The sequence below is a fragment of the Pseudomonas sp. CROZ-RG-20F-R04-15 genome (genome assembly GCF_022662375.1).
GTDB lineage: Bacteria > Pseudomonadota > Gammaproteobacteria > Pseudomonadales > Pseudomonadaceae > Aquipseudomonas.
On the sequence record NZ_JAKNQL010000019.1, the window covers coordinates 88,922 to 107,487 of the forward strand.

Sequence of the window (18,566 nt, forward strand, 5' to 3'; positions counted from 1 at the left end):
GTTGAGCGCTGCCGCCCGCATCGAACTGCTCAGCCCTCGGCTGGCGAACCAGATTGCCGCCGGTGAGGTGGTTGAACGCCCGGCTTCGGTGATCAAGGAACTGTTGGAAAACAGCCTCGATTCCGGCGCCAAACGCATTGATGTCGACGTCGAGCAGGGTGGCGTCAAGCTACTGCGGGTTCGTGACGATGGCAGCGGAATTTCCGCCGACGACCTGCCGCTGGCCCTGGCCCGTCACGCCACCAGCAAGATTCGCAATCTGGAAGACCTTGAGCAGGTGATGAGTCTCGGGTTCCGTGGTGAGGCACTGGCGTCGATCAGCTCCGTGGCGCGCCTGACCCTGACCTCGCGTACTCGCGATGCCGATCAAGCCTGGCAGGTGGAAACCGAAGGTCGTGACATGGCGCCTCGGGTTCAACCAGCGGCGCATCCGGTCGGCACCTCGGTGGAAGTGCGCGACCTGTTCTTCAACACCCCCGCGCGACGCAAATTCCTCAAAACCGAAAAAACCGAATTCGATCACCTGCAAGAAGTGATCAAACGTCTGGCGCTGGCGCGTTTCGACGTCGCATTCCATCTGCGACACAACGGCAAAACCATCCTCAGTCTGCACGAGGCCCACGATGATGCGGCCCGCGCGCGGCGTGTGGCGGCAATTTGTGGCTCAGGTTTCCTCGAACAGGCGTTGCCGATCGAGATCGAGCGCAACGGCTTGCACCTGTGGGGCTGGGTCGGTCTGCCGACCTTCAATCGCAGCCAAGCGGATTTGCAGTATTTCTTTGTGAATGGCCGGGCGGTGCGCGACAAGCTGGTCGCTCATGCGGTGCGGCAGGCTTATCGCGACGTGCTGTTCAACGGCCGTCATCCGACCTTTGCGCTGTTTTTCGAGGTTGATCCGGCGGCGGTCGACGTTAACGTACACCCGACCAAACACGAAGTGCGCTTCCGTGACGGGCGCATGGTGCATGACTTCCTTTACGGCACGCTGCACCGCGCGTTGGGCGATGTGCGTCCTGAAGATCAGCTTGCCGGTTCCGTCACCACCGCCGTCGTTCGCCCGACCGGCCTCGATGCCGGTGAGTTCGGTCCGCAGGGTGAAATGCGCCTGGCGGCCAATGCGCTGCTGGAGCAACCGCAGGCGCAACCGGCGTTCAATACCTCGTCCGGTGCCAGCGCTGGCGGCGCCTATCAGTATCAATACACACCGCGCCCACAATCGGCGATGCCGCCGGCCGCCGAGGCGCAAGCCGCGTATCGTGAGTTCTTCGCGCCGCTGCCTGAGGCCAATGCCAACGCATTGCCGGCCGGTCAGGAAGACATTCCGCCACTCGGTTACGCACTGGCGCAGCTCAAAGGCATCTATATTCTGTCCGAGAACGCCCAAGGTCTGGTGCTGGTCGATATGCATGCCGCCCATGAGCGGATCATGTATGAGCGCCTGAAAATCGCCATGGCCAGCGAAGGTCTCAGTGGTCAGCCGTTGCTGGTGCCGGAATCGCTGGCGGTCAGTCAGCGTGAAGCCGATTGCGCCGAGGAACATGCGGCGTGGTTCCAGCGTCTGGGCTTTGAATTGCAGCGTCTGGGCCCGGAAACCCTGGCGATTCGTCAAATTCCGGCGTTGTTGAAGCAGGCCGAAGCGAACCGTCTGGTCGGCGACGTGCTGTCGGACCTGATGGAGTACGGCACCAGCGACCGGATTCAGGCGCATCTCAACGAATTGCTCGGCACCATGGCCTGCCACGGCGCGATTCGCGCCAACCGGCGCCTGGCCCTGCCGGAAATGAACGGCCTGCTGCGCGACATGGAAAACACCGAGCGCAGCGGTCAATGCAACCATGGCCGACCGACCTGGACCCAACTGGGCCTGGACGATCTGGACAAACTGTTCCTGCGCGGTCGTTGATGAGCCAGCTCCCTCCAGCGATTTTTCTGATGGGCCCGACCGCTGCGGGCAAAACCGACCTGGCCATCGAGCTGACCAAGGTGCTGCCGTGCGAGCTGATCAGTGTCGATTCGGCACTGGTCTATCGCGGCATGGACATCGGCACCGCCAAACCGTCGAGAGAGTTGCTGGCCGAATATCCGCACCGTTTGATCGATATTCTCGATCCGGCTGAAGCCTATTCGGCTGCGGATTTCCGTCGCGATGCCCTGCAAGCCATGGCCGAGATCACCGCGCGCGGAAAAATTCCGCTGCTGGTCGGTGGCACGATGCTCTATTACAAGGCGTTGGTCGAAGGCCTGGCAGACATGCCAGCCGCCGACCCCGAAGTCCGCGCGCAGATCGAAGAAGAGGCTGCACGCCTTGGCTGGCAAGCCTTGCACGACCAACTGGCAATCATCGACCCGGTGTCAGCGGCGCGGATTCATCCGAACGATCCGCAACGCCTGAGTCGCGCGCTGGAAGTTTATCGGGTCAGTGGTCAGAGCATGACCGAACTGCGCCAGCAACAATCTGCGCAAAGTACTGAAGCAGCCGCTTCGGGACTGCAACAATTGCCCTATACTGTCGCGAACTTGGCCATTGCCCCGGCAAATCGTCAGGTATTGCACGAGCGCATTAAACAAAGATTCACAAATATGTTGGAACAGGGGTTCATCGACGAGGTCGTAGCCCTGCGTAAAAGAAGTGACCTGCATTCGGGGTTGCCGTCTATACGTGCGGTAGGCTACCGCCAAGTCTGGGACTACCTGGATGGCAAGCTGACGTTGGCCGAAATGCAGGAGCGCGGCATCATCGCCACGCGCCAATTGGCCAAACGCCAGTTCACCTGGCTGCGCAGTTGGGAAGATATACACTGGCTGGACAGTCTTGATTGCGACAATCTGCCACGCGCCTTGAAATACCTTGGGACCATCTCCATATTGAGCTGAGTCCTTGCAATTGCCGTCTATCCTTGGGGGTGTGACGGCCAAAGCCATCTGAATTACCTATTTTTATTATTGAATCCTTAAAGGAGTGCGGCACATGTCAAAAGGGCATTCGCTACAAGACCCTTACTTGAATACTTTACGTAAAGAGAAAGTTGGGGTTTCCATCTACCTGGTCAACGGTATCAAACTGCAAGGCACGATCGAGTCGTTCGACCAGTTCGTGATCCTGCTGAAAAACACCGTGAGCCAGATGGTTTACAAACACGCTATCTCGACAGTAGTGCCGGTTCGTCCAATTCGTCTGCCTAGCGCAACCGAATCCGAAGCAGGTGACGCTGAGCCAGGTAACGCCTGATAGGAGTCTCCTTTGTTCTTTGAGCGCCACGGTGGTGGTGAGCGAGTGATCCTCGTTCACTTGGATGGACAGGACCCTGAGGCGCGCGAAGATCCGCAGGAGTTTCAGGAATTGGCTAATTCGGCCGGCGCCGAGACCGTTGCGTTTTTTAACGTGCCGCGTCATCGGCCAACCGCCAAATACCTGATCGGCAGCGGCAAGGTCGAGGAACTGCGCGACCTGGTCAAAGCTGAAGAAGCCGATCTGGTGATTTTCAATCACATCCTCACGCCCAGTCAGGAACGTAACCTCGAACGTGTTTTCGAGTGTCGCGTGATCGACCGTACCGGCCTGATTCTCGATATTTTCGCCCAACGCGCCCGTACCCATGAAGGCAAGCTCCAGGTCGAACTGGCCCAGCTTGATCACATGAGCACGCGGCTGGTTCGTGGCTGGACTCACCTTGAGCGTCAGGGTGGTGGCATCGGCATGCGCGGGCCGGGTGAAACCCAGCTCGAAACCGACCGTCGTTTGCTGCGGGTTCGTCTGCGGCAGATCAAGGGTCGTCTGGAGAAGGTGCGCAGCCAGCGCGAGCAATCGCGACGTGGTCGCTCCCGTGCGGACATCCCTACCGTTTCTCTGGTGGGATACACCAACGCCGGTAAATCCACACTCTTCAACAACGTGACGAAATCCGACGTCTACGCGGCTGACCAATTGTTCGCCACACTGGATCCGACCCTGCGCCGTCTCGATATTGACGACCTGGGGCCGATCGTTCTGGCGGACACGGTGGGCTTCATTCGTCACTTGCCGCACAAGCTGGTCGAAGCATTTCGGTCTACCCTCGAAGAGTCGAGCAATTCCGATCTGCTGTTGCACGTGATCGATGCGGCCGAACCGGATCGCATGTTGCAGATCGAGCAGGTGATGGTAGTGCTGGGCGAGATTGGTGCCCAGGACTTGCCGATCCTCGAGGTCTATAACAAACTCGATTTGCTTGAAGGCGTTGAGCCACAAATCCAGCGCGACGAAAACGGCAAGCCCCAGCGGGTCTGGCTGTCGGCGCGAGATGGCAGCGGTCTGGAATTGCTTGAACAAGCCATCGCCGAATTACTCGGCAGTGATTTGTTTGTCGGTACCCTGCGCTTGCCGCAACGATTCGCGCGACTGCGTGCGCAGTTTTTCGAACTCGGTGCGGTGCAAAAAGAAGAGCATGACGAAGAAGGCATCAGCCTGCTGGCCGTTCGTTTGCCCCGTGTCGAGTTGAATCGACTGGTCAGCCGCGAAGGATTGCAGCCGATGGAATTCATCGAGCAACACACTTTGCAATAAAAGCCTGAAAAAGCGGTTGTGCCGCAACGGCAGGCATTCTGTAGCATTGGTCGGCGCGCCGTGGGTGCGTCTTTGCTTTATCAGATGGAGAGCGCTATGGCTTGGAATGAGCCGGGTGGCAACTCGAATAATCAGGATCCTTGGGGTGGCAAGCGCCGCAATAACGGCGACCGCAAGGGGCCACCGGATCTCGACGAGGCCTTCCGAAAGCTGCAGGAAAGCCTGAACGGGTTGTTCGGTGGTGGTAAGAAACGTGGTGATGACGGCGGTGGTTCGGGCAAGAGCAGTGGCGGCTTCGGCGGTCTGCTCGGCATCGGCCTCGTCGTGCTGGCGGCTGTCTGGCTGTACAGCGCAGTCTATGTCGTGGACGAGCAGGAGCAAGCCGTGGTGCTGCGCTTCGGCAAGTACTACGAGACTGTCGGCCCGGGCCTGAACATCTACTTCCCGCCGATCGACAAGAAGTACATGGAAAACGTCACGCGTGAGCGTGCCTACACCAAACAGGGCCAGATGCTGACCGAAGACGAGAACATCGTCGAAGTGCCGCTGACCGTGCAGTACAAGATCAGCAACCTGCAGGATTTCGTGCTGAACGTTGATCAGCCGGAAATCAGTCTGCAGCACGCGACCGACAGTGCCCTGCGCCACGTGGTGGGTTCCACCGCCATGGACCAGGTATTGACCGAAGGTCGTGAACTGATGGCCAGCGAAATCAAGGAGCGTCTGCAACGTTTCCTCGATACCTATCGCACCGGTATCACCGTCACTCAGGTCAACGTACAGAGCGCAGCAGCACCGCGTGAAGTGCAGGAAGCCTTTGACGACGTGATCCGCGCCCGTGAAGACGAGCAGCGTTCGCGCAACCAGGCTGAAACCTACGCCAACGGCGTCGTGCCGGAAGCCCGTGGTCAGGCCCAGCGCATCCTCGAAGATGCCAACGGTTACCGCGACGAAACGGTCTCGCGCGCCAAGGGTGAAGCGGATCGCTTTACCAAACTGGTCGCCGAGTACCGCAAGGCGCCTGAGGTTACCCGCCAGCGTCTGTACCTGGACACCATGCAGGAAGTCTTCAGCAGCACCAGCAAGGTACTCGTGACCGGTAACAAGAACGGCCAGAGCAACCTGCTCTACCTGCCGCTGGATAAAATGATTCAGAACAGTTCGGGCAGCAATGCGCCGGTCACCGGTTCGGCCGCCGCCAGTAACAACACGGATGTCGCGCCGCATGTCACTGACCTGCCGCAGTCGCGTACAAGGGAGACCCGCTGATGAGCAATAAATCGCTGATCGCCCTTATTGTTGGCGTCGTTGTCGTGCTGGTGGGCTGGAACTGCTTCTACATCGTCGCTCAGACCGAGCGTGCGGTGCTGCTGCAGTTCGGTCGTGTGGTTCAGGCCGATGTTCAGCCAGGTCTGCATGTGAAAGTGCCTTACGTTAACCAGGTGCGTAAATTCGACGCACGTCTGATGACGCTGGATGCACCGACACAGCGTTTCCTGACCCTGGAAAAGAAAGCCGTGATGGTCGATGCCTACGCCAAGTGGCGCGTGAAAGATGCCGAGCGCTTCTACACCGCGACTTCCGGCCTCAAGCAGATCGCCGACGAGCGTCTGTCCCGTCGTCTGGAATCCGGTCTGCGTGACCAGTTCGGCAAGCGCACCCTGCACGAAGTAGTGTCGGGTGAACGTGATGCGCTGATGGCTGACATCACTGCATCGCTGAACAAGATGGCGGAAAAAGAGCTGGGTATCGAAGTTGTCGATGTCCGGGTCAAAGCCATCGATCTGCCGAAAGAAGTAAACCGCAGCGTGTTCGAACGTATGAGCACCGAGCGTGAGCGTGAAGCTCGCGAGCACCGCGCCAAGGGTAACGAACTGGCTGAAGGCATCCGTGCCGACGCCGATCGTCAACGCCGCGTGCTGCTGGCTGAAGCCTATCGTGAATCTGAAGAGGTTCGCGGTGATGGCGACGCCCAGGCGGCGGCGATCTACTCCAAGGCCTACGGTCAGGATCAGGAGTTCTACGGTTTCTACCGTAGCCTGCGCGCCTACCGTGAAAGCTTTGCGAACAAATCCGACGTGTTGGTCCTCGACCCGAGCAGCGACTTTTTCCGTTACCTGGAAAAGGCCAAACCTTGATACGGCGTTGACCTGAATCATTCCGCCCGGCGGCTAATACCTCGGGCGGGGTGATCCTTTGGGAAAACGTGTGTATGATGCGGCAGCCGGGAAATTCCCGGCTTTTTTGCGTCTGCACGTTTGATTGCTGTTTTTTGTTGCAGGCATCGGGTTGAATGACCCGAGAGTATTTCGAGGAAAGTGATGGGCGAAGCCGGTAACAGGCCTTTCGCCGCGTCGTTCATGCGCGTGCGTTTTGAACGGACCGGTCATTTTCTGCTTCACTCAAGGCTCGCCCGCAGGCTGGCCGCCCGGATCAAAGGGGAATGGCGTAATGGCAACGGTAGACCGCTGGCTGCTGCCAGATGGCATCGAAGAAGTACTGCCACCGGAAGCGGCGCGCATTGAAGTCGCGCGTCGTCAGGTGTTGGATCTGTTCCAGAGCTGGGGTTACGAGTTTGTCGTGACTCCCCATATCGAGTACCTGGAATCCCTGCTGACCGGCGCGGGCCAGGACCTGGATCTGCGTACCTTCAAGGTCATCGACCCGCAGTCGGGCCGGCAGATGGGTTTCCGTGCCGACATCACGCCGCAAGTGGCGCGCATCGATGCGCACGCCCTGCGTCGCGAAGGCCCGAGCCGTCTGTGCTACGCCGGCAGTGTGCTGCATGCGCAGCCGCGTGCACTGTCGTCCTCGCGCAGCCCGATCCAGTTGGGCGCCGAGTTGTACGGCGACGCCAGCCCGAGCAGCGACGTTGAAGTGATCAGCTTGATGCTGGCTATGCTGCAACTGGCCGATGTGCCGGATGTGCACATGGACCTCGGTCATGTCGGCATCTACCGTGGTCTGGCGCGTGCCGCCGGTCTGTCCGGTGAAGTCGAGCAGCAGTTGTTCGATGCATTGCAACGCAAGGCCATCGACGAGGTCATTACCTTGACCGAAGGCTTGCCGGCCGACCTGTCCGGCATGCTGCGGGCGCTGGTTGATCTGTGTGGCGGCCGTGAAGTGTTGAGCGCTGCCCGTGAGCGTCTGGCCAATGCGCCGGCGCCGGTTCTGGCAGCACTGGAAGACTTGCTGGCGATCGCCGAGCGCCTGTCGGCGCGCTTCCCCGAGCTGCCGCTGTACTTTGATCTGGGCGAGCTGCGTGGCTACCACTATCACACTGGTGTGGTGTTCGCAGTGTTCGTACCGGGCGTTGGCCAGTCCATCGCTCAGGGCGGTCGCTACGACGACATCGGCGCGGATTTTGGCCGCGCGCGTCCGGCAACGGGCTTCTCCACCGATTTGAAAACCCTGGTGACCCTGGGGCGTGCTGAGATCGAGCTACCGTCTGGCGGTATCTGGATGCCTGACAGTACGGATGCGGCACTCTGGCAGCAGGTTTGCCAGTTGCGCAGTGAGGGTCAGCGTGTCGTTCAGGCCTTGCCTGGACAACCTTTGGCCGCCGCCCGTGATGCGGACTGCGACCGGCAATTGATTCAGCAGAACGGGCTTTGGCAAGTATCGCCACTGGCTTCTTGAGTTTTCCTGCCGGCCATCGCCGGCACCAAGTTTGCGCGAATGAGGACAAGTGTTATGGGTAAGAATGTCGTAGTCCTGGGCACCCAATGGGGTGATGAGGGCAAAGGCAAGATCGTTGATCTGCTGACCGAACATGCTGCCGCCGTAGTGCGCTACCAAGGTGGCCACAACGCTGGTCACACCCTGGTGATCGACGGCGAAAAAACCGTTTTGCACCTGATTCCGTCGGGCGTGCTGCGCGAAGGCGTGCAGTGCCTGATCGGCAACGGCGTGGTGGTTGCACCTGACGCCCTGCTGCGCGAGATCACCAAGCTGGAAGAGAAAGGCGTACCGGTGCGCGAGCGTCTGCGTATCAGCCCCTCCTGCCCGCTGATCCTGTCCTTCCACGTGGCGCTGGACCAGGCCCGTGAAAAGGCCCGTGGCGAGCTGAAGATCGGTACTACCGGTCGCGGCATCGGCCCGGCTTACGAAGACAAGGTTGCTCGTCGTGGCCTGCGTGTTGGCGACCTGCTGAACATGCCGCGCTTCGAAGACAAGCTGCGTGAACTGGTGGATTACCACAACTTCATGCTGGTCGGTTACTACAAAGAACCGGCCATCGAGTTCGAAAAAACCCTCGCCGAGTGCAAGGAATACGCTGAGCTGCTCAAACCGCTGATGCTCGACGTGACGGCTGAGCTGCACGACCTGCGTCGCGCCGGCAAAGACATCATGTTCGAAGGCGCCCAGGGTTCGTTGCTCGATATCGACCACGGTACCTACCCGTACGTGACCAGCTCCAACACCACCGCCGGTGGCGTGGCGACCGGTTCGGGCGTTGGCCCGATGTTCCTCGATTACATCCTGGGCATCACCAAGGCTTACACCACTCGCGTCGGTTCGGGCCCGTTCCCGACTGAACTGTTTGACGACGTTGGTGCACACCTGGCCAAGCAAGGTCACGAGTTCGGCGCCACTACTGGCCGTGCCCGTCGTTGCGGCTGGTTCGACGCCGTTATCCTGCGTCGCGCTATCGATGTGAACAGCATCTCGGGTATCTGCCTGACCAAGCTGGACGTACTCGACGGCCTGGAAACCATCAATATCTGCGTCGGCTACAAAGACGCGCAGGGCAACGCCGTTGCTCCGACCGACGCTGACAGCTACGTGGGCCTGCAGCCTGTGTACGAAGAAGTGCCGGGCTGGACCGAATCGACCGTGGGTGCAAAAACCCTGGAAGAGCTGCCGGCTAACGCTCGTGCCTACATCAAGCGCGTTGAAGAGTTGATCGGCGCACCGATCGACATTATTTCGACGGGCCCGGACCGCAACGAAACCATCGTTCTGCGTCATCCGTTTGCTTGATAAGTCGTTGATGTAAAAACACAAAGGCCCCTTCATCGGGGCCTTTGTCGTTTATGCCTGTTGGACGGCATGACCTTTGCTGTGAATCTGTCTACAAGAGTGCCATCAAATTAATGGCGTCAGAAGTAGAGGTATTCACAGTGTCGGCCGTTCTCTCACTGTTACAAAGCCGTTTGTTGCGCCCAGTGTTCGTTACCCTTGGTATCGCCCTTTTGGTGCAGGTGCTGGTGGCCGTTGCCCTGACGCGGAGCACCGTCACGGCGCTGGAAGCTGATCTGGCGGTGCGCCTCGGCGCCGACAGCCAGAAACTCTCGGGCGAACTGGAGCAGGCCGGGCGTGAAGTCACGTCGAGCCTCGACGCCTTGTCTGCCAGTACCCGTCAGCGCCTGACTGCTGGTTTGTCAGCGCGTTTGAAGGACGAGCAGGCGCAGTTGCGTGCGACGCTGGAAAAGGATCTGAAGGATTCGGCCAATGACATGGCGCAATTGTTGGCCTCGGTGGCGCCGCGCGCCATGTGGGACAGCGACGTGCCGACCCTGTCCGAGTTCGCCCGCCGGGCCCAGCGCAATCCCAATGTGTTGTTCGTGGTCTACGACGACGCCACCGGCCAGCACCTGACTCGCTATCTCAACCGCGAAAACCCGATCAACAAGGCCTTGCTGGAAAAAGGCCAAGGCGAGCGTGCGCTGGATAAAGTGCTGGATGCGGCCAAAAACGATCCGTCGGTTTACTACCTCGAAGCCTCGATCAATCCCAATGGCGTGGAAATCGGCAAAGTGTTGATGGGTGTGTCCACGGCCTCGGTGGAAACCGATCTGGCGGCGCTGGACAAGCGCTTCTCGGCGTTGATCGCCAGCAGTGATCAGTTGGTCGGCGACAGTCTCAAAGGCGCTGCCGCAGACAGTGCCAAAGCCATGCAGTCGCGCCTGCAATCGGCGCAGTCCACCGCGACCGAGATGAAATCCAATACCGCCAATACCGTTCAGGAAGCAGCGGCAACCTTGCGCTGGCGCATTGGCCTGGGTCTGGCGCTGGTCGGTTGCGGTGTGCTGTTGTTGCTGGCGGTAGTGTTGGGCCATCGCGTGGTCAATCGCCTGAAGATGCTCAACGCAGCCATGGATGACCTGGCGGCGGGCGAGGGCGATCTGACCAAGCGTGTGCAGATCAACAGCAAGGACGAAATCGGCGACATGGCCTCGGCGGTCAATCGCTTTGTGGATAAGTTGCAGCCGATCGTGCGCGAGGCGGGGGATGTCGCGCAGCGTACCGGCGTAGAAATCGGCGCGATGACCCTGCGCAATGCCGGTGCCGATGCGGCGGCGGGCATGCAGCGTGATGAAGTGGCGGAAAGCCTGCGCGCGCTGTCGCAAATGGCTGATGAGGCGCAGTCGGAAAGCCATGCGATGCAGGCAGCGTTGAAGCAGGTTGTGGATATTCGCCAGGCGACTGACGAAAACACTCGCACCTCCGCCAAGGTCGGCAGCCTGATCGAAGCGCTGGCGGGGCAGGTCGATACCGGGGCGAAAGTCATCGAGCGGCTGGCCCAGCAGAGTGAGCAGATTGAAGTGGTGTTGACGGTGATTCACGGAATTGCCGAGCAGACCAACCTGCTGGCGCTCAACGCTGCCATTGAAGCGGCGCGCGCGGGCGAGACCGGGCGTGGATTCGCCGTGGTGGCCGACGAAGTACGTGCACTGGCGAGCAAGACACAAAGCTCTACCGGCGACATTCAGGCGCACATCGTCGCTCTACAGCAGGGCGCACGTGAGGCTGTCGAGGCGATCGGTCAGGCCGGGCGCCAGGCCAGCGAAGGTTTGCTGGTGTTGCGCGACAGTGCGCGGTTGCAGCAATCGGTGCAGACGTCGGTCGAGCAAGTGCATGCGGCGATTGGTCTGGCAACGCAGGCAGCGGCGCATCAAGCGCAAGGCGCGCAGGCAGTGCGTGGGCGGGTCGAGACGATTCATGCCCAGGCCGAGAAAGCGGCGCAGGCGGTGGTGGAAACCACGGCCAGTGGCAAGGTGCTGGACGGATTGGCTGCGCAGCTCAAGGCGAGTCTGGGGCAGTTCCGGGCTTGATGTTGTCTGATCAGGCCTCTTCGCGAGCAGGCTCGCTCCCACAGGTTGGAGGTGTACACAGATTTTGTGTTCGCCAACAATCATTGTAGGAGCGAGCCTGCTCGCGAAAGCGGTATCAGCGGCTCAGATACATCCGCGTCGTCAACAGATACACGGGCAACCCGGAAACCAGAATCAACAACGCCGCATAAGGTGCCGCCGCCGCAAACTCGACATTCGCCGTATGCGCCCACACCTCGGTCGCAAGCGTATTAAGCCCGGTCGGACTCAGCAGTAACGTAGCCGTCAATTCCTTCATCGCATCCAGAAACACCAGCGCAAACGCCGCGCCCAATGCCGGGAAGATGATCGGCAGCGTCACCCGGCAAAACGCCGTGAACGACGAAGCGCCCAGTGTGCGCGCAGCCTCTTCCAGCTGCGGCGAAGCCTTGTTCAACGCAGTTCGAATCGGCGCCTGCGCCAGCGGCAAAAACAACAACGCATAAGCGATCAGCAGCAATCCCGAAGTCTGGTACAGCGCCGGCACGTAGTGCAGGGCGAAATACACCAGCGTCAGCGCAATCACCAAACCTGGCAGAGCATGAAGCAGATACGGCAGGCGCTCGGCCCAGATCGCCAATTGGCCTTTGTAGCGCACCACCAGCAATCCGACCGGTACCGCGAGCACCAGACACAGCGCCGCGCCACCGAGCGACAGCGCCAGCGACGACAACAGTGCCTCAGTGATCGCCGCCACCGGGAATGCCGCCGAGGAACCAACTGCGAGCCAGTAGGCCAGCATCCCCAGTGGAATCCCGCTGCCAACCACCGCCAGCGTCAGGCAGTACAACTGGCCGACCGCTGCCCATGGTCCGAGTCGAACCTGTTCAGCCTGCCGCGCTGCACCTTGCCCGGTGCGCACATGGCGGCCCTTGCCGCGTACGCGCAACTCCAGCCACAGCAGCACCAGACACAGCGCCAGCAGCACGGCCGAAAGCATCGCTGCGTTGGCGTTGCTGAATTCCAGTTCGAATTGCTGATAGATCGCTGTGGTGAAGGTTTGCAGGCCGATGATCGACAGTGCGCCGAACTCCACCAGCATATGCAGGGCAATCAGCAGCGAACCGGCCAGTAGTGAAGGCCAGAGCAGCGGCAGAGTGACGCGGAAAAACACGCCCCAGCGATTCTGCCCGAGGGTGCGGGCCGATTCTTCGAGGGAGGGATCAAGATTGCGCAGTGTCGCGGCCACCGGCAGAAAGATCAGCGGATATTTCGACAGGCTCATCACCAGAATCGCCCCGCCAAGTCCTTCGAACTGCGCGCTCAGAGAAACCCAGGTAAAGCTGCTGACAAATGCCGGCACCGCGAACGGCAGGCACAAAATCACTCCCCACAGACGGCGCCCCGGCAAATTGCTGCGTTCCAGTAGCCAGGCCAGCGACAGACCGATCACGCCGCAGGTGAGGGTTACGCCAACCATCAATGCCAAGGTGTTGCGCAGCAGGCCGAACACATACGGACGCCACAACAAGTGCAGCGCTTCGGCCCAACCGGCCTGCCAGGCTTTCAGTCCGACGTAGGCCAGCGGCAACAGGCTCATCACCACCAAAAGCAATACCGGCAGCACCAGCCAGATCGATGGTCGCTTGCGCTTTGGTACGTAACCCCCGCGCGCGGCGGGGGCGGATAACGATGCGGCCATCAGTTCAAGCCAACTTCGCGTTCCAGTTCCAGCGCTTCTTCAGCATTGCCCAGATCGGCTGGTGTGACGTTCGGCGCTTCCAGCTCGCTGAACGGCTTGAGTCCGCGATCCGACTCCATACCTTTGTGCAAAGGATATTCGGCGGTGGTCTGAGTGATCACGCGCTGACCTTCTTCGCTGGCCATGTAGGCAAGAAATTGTTGGGCTTCTTTTGGATGCTTGCTGGATTTCAGCACGGCAGCGCTGGACACGGTGATCAAGCCGCCGACGTCGCCGCCGGTGAAGTAATGCAGTTTCGAATCCAGTTTGCCTTTCTCGCGTTGCAGGGCGAACCAGTAGTAGTTATTCACCAGCACGGTAGCGACTTCGCCGTTTTCCACAGCTTTGAGGGCGACCATGTTGTTGCTGTAAGTCTTGCCGAAGGCGCGCAGGCCGGTCAGCCATTCCTCAGCGGCATCGCGACCGTGCATCTTGATGATCGCTACGGCTTGTTCCTGGAAGGCGCCGCTGGTCGGTACGAAGCCGACCTTGCCCTGCCACTGCGGATCGGAAAACTCCATCACCGATTTTGGCAGGTCTTTTTCGTCGACCAGTTTCGGGTTGTAGGCGACCACGCGAACCCGCGCTGTCACACCGATCCAGGTGCCGTTACCGGCGACATATTTTTCCGGCAGAACGGCCAGCGTCGCGTCATCGGTCTTGGCCAGCAGGCCCAGTTCGCCGAGATTGTTCAGCGGTGGCGACTCTTCGGTGTAGATCACGTCGGCGGGAGAGCGGTCGCCTTCTTCGATGATCTGGCTGGCCAACTGATTGCTGCTGCCCTTGCGCACGTTGACGTGAATGCCGGTCTTGGCTTCGAAGGCTTTGGCGATCGCGTCGCCGACTTCCTTGTGCTGGCCGTTGTAGAGAGTCAGGGAAACCGCATCGGCAGCCTGGGTGAGGGGAGTGGCGAGCGCCAGGCCGAGGAGGGTAAAGGTCAAGCCTCGGCGCAGGGTATTTCGAAACGTCATTCGCAGGGTTCCTCACTGTCGCATTGCAAAAACTTGCAACAATGATAAACGATATTGTTTCTCAGATGCGCCTTGCGGTGGGGTTGAGGTTTTGATTGGCGGAAGTGGTGAGGGTTTTCTGGAAGCCAGAAACGCAAAAACCCGCTTTCGCGGGTTTCTGTGAAATCCAAGGCCCTAACCTTGAATTTGAATTGGTGCCCAGAAGAAGACTCGAACTTCCACGACCTTGCGGTCACCAGCACCTGAAGCTGGCGTGTCTACCAATTTCACCATCTGGGCAATCATCGCAAGCGTTGCCGCTGTTGATGTGGCGCACTATACGGAGCGCCTTTTGATCTGTAAACCCCTGATTTAATTTTAATAAATCAGTTTTAAGAAAACCCGGGCTTAGAATGCAAAAAACCCGCTTTCGCGGGTTTTGTATGAGCCTTGAAACTGATCTAGTCTCAAGCTCGAAATTGGTGCCCAGAAGAAGACTCGAACTTCCACGACCGTAAGGTCACCAGCACCTGAAGCTGGCGTGTCTACCAATTTCACCATCTGGGCAGTATCGGCAACGCTTGTACGTCGTCGATGGCGCGCACTATACGGAGCGTCTTTTCAACTGTAAACCCCTGTCAGCAAAAAACATGATTTTTTTTACCAGCGGTGTTCAAAACGGCTTCTCAGTGTCGATACAGGGCCTCTGTTGGGCCTTATATAGTCGGAAATTTCCCGTTTCATGGCGCCTATGCCAAACTAACCCGCATATAGACAAGGTGAAAACTCTCTAATGGCCGATTGGCAGTCCCTCGATCCCGAGGCCGCTCGTGAAGCGGAAAAATATGAAAACCCTATTCCTAGCCGCGAACTGATCCTGGCGCATCTCGCCGATCGGGGTTCGCCTGCTGCCCGCGAGCAACTGGTCGAAGAGTTTGGTCTGACCACAGAAGACCAGATCGAAGCCCTGCGCCGCCGTCTGCGCGCCATGGAGCGCGACGCTCAACTGATCTACACCCGCCGTGGCACGTATGCACCGGTGGATAAACTTGATCTGATCCTCGGCCGCATCAGCGGTCACCGTGACGGTTTCGGCTTCCTCGTTCCTGACGATGGCAGTGACGACCTGTTCATGAGCCCGGCGCAAATGCGTCTGGTATTCGACGGTGACCGTGCGCTGGCCCGTGTTTCCGGTCTCGACCGTCGCGGTCGCCGCGAAGGCGTGATCGTTGAAGTGGTCTCGCGTGCTCACGAAACCATCGTCGGTCGCTACTTTGAAGAAGGCGGCATCGGCTTCGTCGTCGCGGACAACCCGAAGATCCAGCAGGAAGTGCTGGTTACCCCGGGCCGCAACGCCAACGCGCAGATCGGTCAGTTCGTCGAGGTGAAAATCACCCACTGGCCGACGCCGCGCTTCCAGCCGCAAGGCGATGTGGTCGAAGTGGTCGGCAACTACATGGCGCCGGGCATGGAAATCGATGTCGCCCTGCGCACTTACGATATTCCGCACGTCTGGCCTGAAGCCGTGCTGAAAGAAGCCGCCAAGCTCAAGCCGGAAGTCGAAGAAAAAGACAAAGAGAAGCGCGTCGACCTGCGCCATCTGCCGTTCGTCACCATTGACGGCGAAGATGCTCGCGACTTCGATGACGCGGTTTATTGCGAAGCCAAGCCGGGCAAACTGCGCCTGTTCTCCGGCGGCTGGAAGTTGTACGTGGCGATTGCCGACGTTTCCAGCTACGTGAAGATCGGTTCGGCACTCGACAACGAAGCGCAAGTGCGCGGCAACTCGGTGTACTTCCCCGAGCGCGTCGTGCCGATGCTGCCTGAGCAGCTGTCCAACGGCCTGTGCTCGCTGAACCCACACGTTGATCGTCTGGCCATGGTTTGCGAGATGACCATCTCCAAGTCCGGCGAAATGACCGACTACTGCTTCTATGAAGCGGTGATCCATTCCCACGCTCGTCTGACTTACAACAAAGTCAGCGCGATGCTGGAAACGCCGAAAATCACCGAGGCGCGTCAGCTTCGCGGTGAGTACAACGATGTTCTGCCGCACCTCAAGCAGCTTTATGCGCTGTACAAGGTTCTGCTGGCCGCCCGTCACGTCCGTGGCGCGATCGATTTCGAAACGCAGGAAACCCGGATCATCTTCGGTACCGAGCGCAAGATCGCCGAAATCCGTCCGACCACCCGCAACGACGCGCACAAGCTGATCGAAGAATGCATGCTGGCGGCCAACGTGGCCACCGCCGAATTCCTCAAGAAGCACGAAATTCCTGCGCTGTACCGCGTCCACGATGGTCCGCCACCGGAGCGTCTGGAAAAACTTCGTGCCTTCCTCGGCGAGCTCGGTCTGTCCCTGCACAAAGGCAAGGACGGCCCGTCGCCGAAGGACTACCAGGCACTGCTGGCGAGCATCAAGGATCGTCCGGATTTCCACCTGATCCAGACCGTAATGCTGCGTTCGCTGAGCCAGGCGGTGTACAGCGCCGACAATCAGGGTCACTTCGGCCTGAATTACGAAGCCTATACCCACTTCACTTCGCCGATCCGTCGTTACCCGGACTTGCTCACGCACCGCGCAATCCGCAGCGTGATCCATTCGAAACAGGACACCCCGCACGTTCGCCGTGCCGGTGCGATGACCATTCCGAAGGCGCGCATCTATCCGTACGACGAGGCGGCGCTGGAGCAACTCGGCGAGCAGTGCTCGATGAGCGAGCGCCGTGCCGACGAAGCGACCCGCGACGTGGTGAACTGGCTCAAGTGCGAGTTCATGAAGGATCGCGTGGGCGAATCGTTCCCGGGCGTGATCACCGCAGTGACCGGTTTTGGCCTGTTCGTCGAACTGACCGATATCTACGTCGAAGGCCTGGTGCACGTCACCGCGCTGCCGGGCGATTACTACCACTTCGATCCTGTGCATCACCGTCTGGCGGGCGAGCGCACCGGCCGCAGCTTCCGTCTCGGCGATACCGTTGAAGTGCGCGTGATGCGCGTTGACCTCGACGAACGCAAGATCGACTTCGAGATGGCTGAAAAAACCATCAGCGCGCCGATCGGTCGGAAAAAGCGTGGCGCTGAAACCGCTGCGCCTGCTGCCAAGGCTTCGGAAGACAAGGCCCCGGCAAAAACCGCCGGCCGTCGTCCTGCCAAAGAGAAAGCTGCCGAAGCCTATCGTCCAAGCGACGCTGTGGCGAAAAACGCCGAGCTGCGTAAAAGCCGTGAAATGAAGAAGGCTCTGCTTTCCGACGCCAAAAACGGTGGTAAAGCGGCGCCTGGGGGAAAGACCGGGCGGTCGGCGCCTGAAAAGGCCTCCGGCGGCAAGCCAGCGAAACCGAGCAAACACCGTAAAGGCCCGCCAAAAGCGGGTTCGGCTCCAGCCAAAAGTGGCGGGGCACGTAAACCGAAGGCGAAGTCATGAGTCAGTTGGAAAAAATCTACGGCGTTCACGCGGTAGAAGCGTTGCTGCGTCACCACCCGAAACGCGTCAAGCAGATCTGGCTGGCTGAAAGCCGCAACGACCCGCGCGTGCAGACGCTGGTTGAGCTGGCTAACGAAAATCGCGTCCAGGTCGGCCAGGCCGAGCGCCGCGAAATGGACGCCTGGGTTGAAGGTGTGCACCAGGGCGTGGTCGCGGAAGTCAGTCCGAGTCAGGTCTGGGGCGAAGCAATGCTCGACGAGCTGCTTGATCGCACTGACGGCGCGCCACTGTTGCTGGTGCTCGACGGCGTGACCGATCCGCACAACCTCGGCGCTTGCCTGCGCTCGGCCGATGCGGCCGGTGCGCTGGCGGTGATTGTGCCGAAAGACAAGTCGGCAACTTTGACGCCGGTCGTGCGAAAAGTCGCTTGCGGCGCGGCAGAAGTGATTCCATTGGTTGCCGTGACTAACCTCGCTCGCACCCTGGAAAAACTTCAGCAGCGCGGTCTGTGGATTGTCGGTACTGCCGGCGAAGCTGAAGTCAGTATCTACGACCAGGACCTGACTGGCCCGACCATCCTGATCATGGGCGCCGAAGGCAAAGGCATGCGTCGCCTGACTCGCGAACACTGCGACTATCTGGTGAAGCTGCCGATGGCTGGTAGCGTCAGCAGCCTCAACGTCTCGGTTGCGACGGGCGTGTGCCTGTTCGAAGCCCAGCGTCAGCGCGGTGCCAAAGCCAAGGCTGCCGCGAAGAAGTCCTGAGTCGTACACGATTCAAATGTGGGAGATTCTATGTTGCCCAGCAACCCTAAAATCTCAGGCTAATCGGTATTCGCCCTGACTTTTCATCAGGGCGAATGCCACTCGAT

13 protein-coding genes and 2 tRNA genes are annotated in these 18,566 nt (G+C 59.8%); 11 read left to right on the forward strand and 4 right to left on the reverse strand.

Translation table 11 applies throughout. The features are described 5' to 3' along the window. Nucleotide 1: 1 nt before the first annotated feature. The 9 genes from mutL to L8H52_RS22880 all read left to right on the forward strand — a co-directional run bounded on the left by mutL (nt 2) and on the right by L8H52_RS22880 (nt 11,601). On the forward strand, nt 2-1,903 hold the full coding sequence (gene mutL / locus L8H52_RS22840) for a DNA mismatch repair endonuclease MutL (protein ID WP_242208858.1): 1,902 nt from the start codon (nt 2-4) through the stop codon (nt 1,901-1,903). Then, nucleotides 1,903-2,874, forward strand: coding sequence for a tRNA (adenosine(37)-N6)-dimethylallyltransferase MiaA (gene miaA / locus L8H52_RS22845; RefSeq protein ID WP_242208811.1), 972 nt, complete (start codon nt 1,903-1,905; stop codon nt 2,872-2,874). Before mutL ends, miaA begins: the two co-directional genes overlap by 1 nt. Nucleotides 2,875-2,968: 94 nt before the next feature. Next, a complete protein-coding gene (gene hfq, locus L8H52_RS22850; RefSeq protein WP_007902656.1) occupies nt 2,969-3,229 on the forward strand; it encodes an RNA chaperone Hfq in 261 nt (86 codons plus the stop codon). Nucleotides 3,230-3,241: 12 nt separating this feature from the next. Next, nucleotides 3,242-4,543, forward strand: coding sequence for a ribosome rescue GTPase HflX (gene hflX, locus L8H52_RS22855; protein WP_053116772.1), 1,302 nt, complete (start codon nt 3,242-3,244; stop codon nt 4,541-4,543). Between the two features lie 96 nt (nt 4,544-4,639). Then, entirely contained in the window at nt 4,640-5,812 is a 1,173-nt protein-coding gene (gene hflK / locus L8H52_RS22860) for an FtsH protease activity modulator HflK (protein ID WP_034151640.1), read from the forward strand. Beyond that, the gene (gene hflC / locus L8H52_RS22865) at nt 5,812-6,681 is read left to right on the forward strand and encodes a protease modulator HflC (protein WP_242208810.1); all 870 of its coding nucleotides are present in this window, start codon (nt 5,812-5,814) and stop codon (nt 6,679-6,681) included. The genes hflK and hflC overlap by 1 nt, the downstream gene beginning before the upstream one ends. Nucleotides 6,682-6,994: 313 nt before the next feature. Next, nucleotides 6,995-8,182, forward strand: coding sequence for an ATP phosphoribosyltransferase regulatory subunit (locus L8H52_RS22870; RefSeq protein WP_242208809.1), 1,188 nt, complete (start codon nt 6,995-6,997; stop codon nt 8,180-8,182). A gap of 54 nt (nt 8,183-8,236) precedes the next feature. Next, complete coding sequence (locus L8H52_RS22875) at nt 8,237-9,526, forward strand: adenylosuccinate synthase (RefSeq protein WP_008078328.1); 1,290 nt, start codon at nt 8,237-8,239, stop codon at nt 9,524-9,526. A gap of 140 nt (nt 9,527-9,666) precedes the next feature. Next, entirely contained in the window at nt 9,667-11,601 is a 1,935-nt protein-coding gene (locus L8H52_RS22880; RefSeq protein ID WP_242208808.1) for a methyl-accepting chemotaxis protein, read from the forward strand. Between the two features lie 115 nt (nt 11,602-11,716). Here the strand turns inward: L8H52_RS22880 and L8H52_RS22885 are convergent, their stop codons facing one another. The 4 genes from L8H52_RS22885 to L8H52_RS22900 all read right to left on the reverse strand — a co-directional run bounded on the left by L8H52_RS22885 (nt 11,717) and on the right by L8H52_RS22900 (nt 14,838). Continuing rightward, on the reverse strand, nt 11,717-13,282 hold the full coding sequence (locus tag L8H52_RS22885) for an iron ABC transporter permease (protein ID WP_242208807.1): 1,566 nt from the start codon (nt 13,280-13,282) through the stop codon (nt 11,717-11,719). Beyond that, complete coding sequence (locus L8H52_RS22890) at nt 13,282-14,292, reverse strand: extracellular solute-binding protein (protein WP_038360376.1); 1,011 nt, start codon at nt 14,290-14,292, stop codon at nt 13,282-13,284. The genes L8H52_RS22885 and L8H52_RS22890 overlap by 1 nt, the downstream gene beginning before the upstream one ends. A gap of 192 nt (nt 14,293-14,484) precedes the next feature. Beyond that, nucleotides 14,485-14,571, reverse strand: a tRNA-Leu gene (locus L8H52_RS22895). Nucleotides 14,572-14,751: 180 nt separating this feature from the next. Further along, nucleotides 14,752-14,838, reverse strand: a tRNA-Leu gene (locus L8H52_RS22900). A gap of 226 nt (nt 14,839-15,064) precedes the next feature. Between L8H52_RS22900 and rnr the strand changes: the two genes are divergently transcribed. Both rnr and rlmB read left to right on the forward strand, forming a co-directional pair. Then, nucleotides 15,065-17,695, forward strand: a complete 2,631-nt coding sequence (gene rnr / locus L8H52_RS22905; protein WP_242208806.1) for a ribonuclease R — start codon at nt 15,065-15,067, stop codon at nt 17,693-17,695. Further along, the gene (rlmB, locus tag L8H52_RS22910) at nt 17,692-18,459 is read left to right on the forward strand and encodes a 23S rRNA (guanosine(2251)-2'-O)-methyltransferase RlmB (RefSeq protein WP_242208805.1); all 768 of its coding nucleotides are present in this window, start codon (nt 17,692-17,694) and stop codon (nt 18,457-18,459) included. The genes rnr and rlmB overlap by 4 nt, the downstream gene beginning before the upstream one ends. The last annotated feature ends 107 nt before the right edge of the window (nt 18,460-18,566 follow it).